Raw genomic sequence first — 5,208 nt, 5'->3', positions numbered from 1 at the left:
GTGAATTTTGATTTTGACTAAATCAGGTAAGTCGTGCGCCCTCCCCTTGAAACCTCCCCTAACCTCCGAAAACCTCCCCCGACCCCTCCGAAGGAGGGGAGACCGAGCTTGCACCAAATTAGTTTGCACGCTGTTCGCGCTCCCCTCCCTTCGGGAGGGGCCGGGGGTGGGTGTCAGGGGTCGGGGAGAGGCTTTCTGGGTGGGTGTTAACTATCAGCCCCCCTTAATCTCCATTTCTCCCTTCGCGGTCTCGTAGGTCGTTTCGCTCAGGGCCCGTTTCAGTTCCACGCCCGGTGTGAACACGATACGGGGCTTGATACTTTCCGTCTTGAACTCCTTTTCCGTCGCCGCACCCTTACTCGAGAGCGAGGCCCGGAGCGTGCAGAACTCGCCCAGCTGAATGCTGAAGCCGTCGCGCAGGTAACCCGGCAGGCACTCTACGAAGTTCAGCAGCACGTTGTCGATGTCGCCCCGCGTCAGCGACGACCGGCCGGCGATGTCGCGCGAGATGTCGCGCAGCGTCTTCCGTCCCGCATTCACGGCATTGGCATAAAACTTCTTTTCCGTTTTCTTTTGCGGGTTTGCCCGCTTCACCAATTTAATTTTCATGTTTTTAATGTTTAGTTATTGATTTTTGATATTTCTGGAGAGTGTAAAGTAAACTGTGTCATGCTACAATAAGAAATAATTTTATACAGTTTATTTATTATGGACAACCACGAAATTGATTACAAGAGAGCTGCGGAGCAGCTTCGTAATGGAGAACCGTCATTTGGTAAGGAAGGTGCTTTGGCACCAATGTTGGAGCGCATTTTGAATGCTGCCCTTGAAGGTGAGATGGATGCTCATCTCTCTATTGATGAACGCTCAAAAGGCAACCGCCGTAATGGTAAGATACCTAAGCAAGTGCAGACATGCTATGGTGAGGTCACTGTAGAAACTCCTCGTGACCGTGACGGTTCCTTTGAACCTCAGACCGTCAAAAAGCGCGAAACGATCCTTGCAGAAGGTATGGCGGATCAGATTATAAACATGTATGCTTTTGGTACAAGTTCTCGCGATATCAGCAAGTATTTTGAGCGTGAGTTTGATACCAAACTATCTGCAGAAACCATCAGTTCCATCACAGACAGAGTCCTGCCTGAAATCAAGTTATAGCGTTCACAAATGCTTGATCCTGTATACGCAATATGCAGGCTGGATGCCATCCATTATAAGGTGAAGGACGAAACCGGACGTGTGGTCTCACGCGCCATTTACAACGTCTTAGGCATCAACAAGGAAAGGGCACAAGGAACTTCTTGGTATGTATATCTCCAAGAGTGAAGGCGCTAACTTCTGGCTGGAGGTTCTGAGCGATCTTCAGAACAGAGGTGTCCGGGATATACTGATATGCTGCATTGACGGTCTGAGAGGTTTCCCTGATGCTATACAGAGCGTATTCCCCGATACAAGTGTCCAACTCTGCGTTGCCCATCAAATACGCAACTCTATAAAACACGTTGGCAGTAAGCATCAAAAGGAGTTCCTCCGTGACCTTAAAACGGTATATGGTGCTGTTAGCAAAGAGACAGCAGAAACACAGTTAGACGCACTCGAAGGTAAGTGGGGAGAAATGTATCCCATCGTCATAAAATCATGGCGTAATAACTGGGAACGCCTCACGGAATACTTCCAGTATACACCTGCGATACGTAAGCTGATATACACCACCAACACCGTTGAAGGCTACCACAGACAAGTACGCAGGGTAACGAAGAACAAAGGCGTCTTCCCGTCCGATACTTCTCTCGAAAAGCTCGTTTATCTGGCATACCGGAACATACGTAAGAAGTGGACTATGCCACTTGCAAACTGGTCTCAGATATCACAACAATTAGCAATAAAATTTGGAGAACGTTTTGAAATCATGTAACTTTGCCTCGGAAGAAAGGTTCCTCATCTGGCCGGCACGATTAAAAATCGTGTTATCCATATGAGGTAAAATATGAAGGATTAGAGCCTTGACACAGTTGAAATTACACAACCGAAAATTATAACTTTATCTTTGGTAATCATCGCTTGGTTGTTTTGTAAGTTTTTGATTTTCAACTATAGAGTTATAAAAAACTAACGAGATTACCAACTTTTACAAGGACTTTCTTAAACCGAACTCGCGTATTACGTTCCTCTTTCATCGTTCCCACATTATACAGTTTTCTATTAGGATGAATGAAGTGAAACATAAGCTTCTCTTTTGGATAATACTGGGATAGTTTACGGTGTTCCTTTTCCATGAACGCCATTACCTCATTGTATCTTATTAGCCATCATTCTTCCTGAGCCATATTACATCCCCTTCTGCTTCTCACACAAACCTCCATATCGGGAACCCCTTCACGCTCTTTTTCTCGTCCTCCTGCATCATCTCAAATAACTGCTGAAAATCTTCCTTCCTGTCTAATAACAAATACACTCCTGCTTTCACCATATCCTCTGCGAACTCATCATCCAGCATATTCTCCAGTATTTGGCACTCATCTGCCGTCAGTTCACGCTGCCGTTTCATAATCTGCATCTTATTGATGATGTGCAAAGGTCTCATTTCGTCCTTTGGTTCTTTCTCAATCAGCCATTCATTCAGTTTCAACGCTTTCTCCAGCAGTTTCTTGCTTCTTTCTATGTCTATCTTTTCCAATGCATCCGCAGCCGTTATCATCGCCAGCACATCGTAGTTAGACATCATATAGCAATACTCATGTTGTCGCGCAGCCTCTTCTGCGGAAGCAATAATATTATCAAAGTCAACATTATCGACCTTCTCCCATAGTTTATCTAGCTGCAAATAGGAATATGGAGTCACGTTGATTGTCTCATCTTCACTTATCTTGTACGCTATCCGTATCGACATATCAAAGAAGTCACCAATAGCACACATGCCATCTTTCCCTACTGCACACCATAGCAACAACTCTATATTGCCGATTTCCCACAAAAGCAATGTTGCCTCCTGCCCAGGTAGATTCACCATATTTCCTTTCCCTACAGTTTCTATCAGTAAGCCTATGAGCTCGCCTTGGCTATCTGTGATTGTCGTCAGGTCAAAAGGCTTTGTGACATGAAGTTTGTCGAGCACATTGTCCAGCTCTTTCCACCGTATGAGCTTTTGACGCAGTTCCTCTACATACTCCTTCTCATGTACTTTCATTTGAAGGTCAAGCATTCCAACGCTCAACACCCCCGTATCATTCAACGCCACGCCGAATTCCGCCTCATTAATGGATTCTTTTAGATATTTTGCTGTGGTTGTCAACTTCACAGTAGCCTGTCCCATATCTGTATTATCCATCGACATGTTGATAGTCATAACATTACCAATCTTAATGATAATACGTCCGTCCTTTATCTCATTGTGATAACCCTTGAAATACACCTTATCCTCAACCCGAACTTCACCATCATCATCTCGCTGGAATATAAATCGTCCTGGACCGTTCGACAATGGCATATCTACATCCAATTCCTTTGATATTTTGGCATAGATATACGAACTGTGCGTACTCAGGTATTTCATCAGTTGCAGTCTGTCCGCATATTTTGAGGGTGCTATAAACGAGAAGTCTTTGATACCTTTCTTCAAAGCCTCTTCCATCGACAACAGATTCGAATGTGCAAAGCTTATCATCTTCTTACTGTTGCTCAGGAACACCATCAGTTGGTCTTCAAACTCCTTAAGATCATCAGTTAGTGGATGAAACAATGTCATCTTTGTCGCGTTCTTTCCCATGTCGCGCAACAACTTGTTTACCAAGTCTAATAACTCCCTGAAAAACAGCATCCGCTCTTTTGAATCCTTCTTTACCTGACAGACAATAAAAAACGTCGGCTCCTCCAAATAGGCTTTCAAATCAGCCTTTTCAAGTTTATATTTCCACTTCTTTGTGACAAAACTGCCTACCTCTGTTCCTTTTATCTGTACAGGCACCCTTCCTTGCAGGTGTTCTTTATCTCTAATGCCATCGGCATAAAGGTACAATTGCCCATCCCAACATGGTTCTTTGTCATTGTCTGTAATGAACTGCGAGATAACCTTGCTGTTCTCAATAAAGCTTTTGAAGTGATTCAACGCTTTCTCTTCAATTGCTTTTGTATCTATCGCTTCCTTTACTTTTTTCATTTGTACACCGCTTTTCATTCGTTATTTGCCATGATTATTCATCACAATTTCCACCCCGGCACTCAATGCTCGAATGGCCGAAGATAAATGGATATTATCATTACCGTCCTTTTTCGACGACGAGAGCACATCCCCTTGTCCGTTCTCCGAGAAGTGCTCATATTGCGAGAAATACTTGTAATAGTGAAGCAATCGTGTTGCCTCTTTTTCAAGTTCAGGAATCCTAATCAAGAAGTTTACAACATCTTTGGTCATAACACTCTTCACCCTCGAAAAACCTTCATCTTTCAATTGTTGTTTCGATTGCTTTATTACCGTCAACTCTTCCAGATTATCGTCAAGTGTCAGCTGTCCCAAGAAATTATCTTCCATCGTCAACTCCCACAAATGGTCTATAAAGACATCATCAAGTATCTTTCCCGTACTTTTCACCTGATCTCTGTATACCTCTTTGCGTTCCAACATAGAGTTGGCATACTCTATTGTTCTCAGTTCCAGCTCTTCGTAAACTCGTTTCCTGACAGCACGCTGTATGTATAGGGCGAACAAACAATCGGTAAAGCAACAACGCAACAACAATCCTATCGGTAACTGAAAAAATGAACTCTTCCCAGTTTTCAAGACCTGCGCAGTTAACAGCAGTGATGAATACAGATTTGAGTAGATACGATATAACAAGAGTAGCTTAACCTTTTCAACCCGTTCCAGTTCACCTTGTGAATGCTCTTTCCCGTACTTTTGAATCTTCTTCAGCAAGTTTAACTCTTCCACAAACAGTTCTTTAATTTCAGTCGTCATCATTATAGCACGTTCAACTATTTAATACATGAGTTTACTGCACCCTTCGTTTTTTCTGGAATTTACACTTATTTAACGTGAGTTCGATGAATTTAGAATAAAGCAAGCTGTGTGTCAAATGTCCTTTGCACTCTGACGCATGGCTTCTTTGGGAATAGGCAATAGGCAGCAATGGCACCCAGAAGGTTGACGATGAAATTGTCGAAGCACCTATGTCGGGAATGTTCTACCTGCGCTATATTCTTAAGTTCATC

At 43.4% G+C, this 5,208-nt stretch carries 3 protein-coding genes and 2 pseudogenes; 1 reads left to right on the top strand and 4 read right to left on the bottom strand.

Annotated features, from left to right (window positions below; genetic code table 11):
• Positions 1–213 precede the first annotated feature (213 nt).
• A complete protein-coding gene (locus HMPREF9944_RS00270) occupies positions 214–609 on the bottom strand; it encodes an HU family DNA-binding protein (RefSeq protein ID WP_008563630.1) in 396 nt (131 codons plus the stop codon).
• A 99-nt stretch (positions 610–708) separates the two neighbouring features.
• On the opposite strand from HMPREF9944_RS00270, the pseudogene HMPREF9944_RS00265 reads away from it, so the two are divergent.
• Positions 709–1,915, top strand: a pseudogene (locus HMPREF9944_RS00265) (IS256 family transposase).
• Positions 1,916–2,347: 432 nt separating this feature from the next.
• Here HMPREF9944_RS00265 and HMPREF9944_RS00260 read toward each other — a convergent pair.
• From HMPREF9944_RS00260 to HMPREF9944_RS13235, 3 genes and pseudogenes are all read right to left on the bottom strand, one after another.
• Positions 2,348–4,156 carry a hypothetical protein gene (locus tag HMPREF9944_RS00260; RefSeq protein ID WP_008563621.1) on the bottom strand — a complete coding sequence of 603 codons (1,809 nt, stop codon included), beginning with the start codon at positions 4,154–4,156 and terminating at the stop codon, positions 2,348–2,350.
• Positions 4,157–4,177: 21 nt separating this feature from the next.
• Positions 4,178–4,954, bottom strand: a complete 777-nt coding sequence (locus HMPREF9944_RS00255; protein WP_244861077.1) for a hypothetical protein — start codon at positions 4,952–4,954, stop codon at positions 4,178–4,180.
• A 92-nt stretch (positions 4,955–5,046) separates the two neighbouring features.
• Positions 5,047–5,208 (bottom strand): annotated as a pseudogene (locus HMPREF9944_RS13235) (IS982 family transposase); the annotation flags it as partial.

It is taken from the genome of Segatella maculosa OT 289 (genome assembly GCF_000243015.1).
GTDB classification, from domain to species: Bacteria; Bacteroidota; Bacteroidia; order Bacteroidales; family Bacteroidaceae; genus Prevotella; species Prevotella maculosa.
This window is presented reverse-complemented; position numbering and strand designations above follow the sequence as displayed.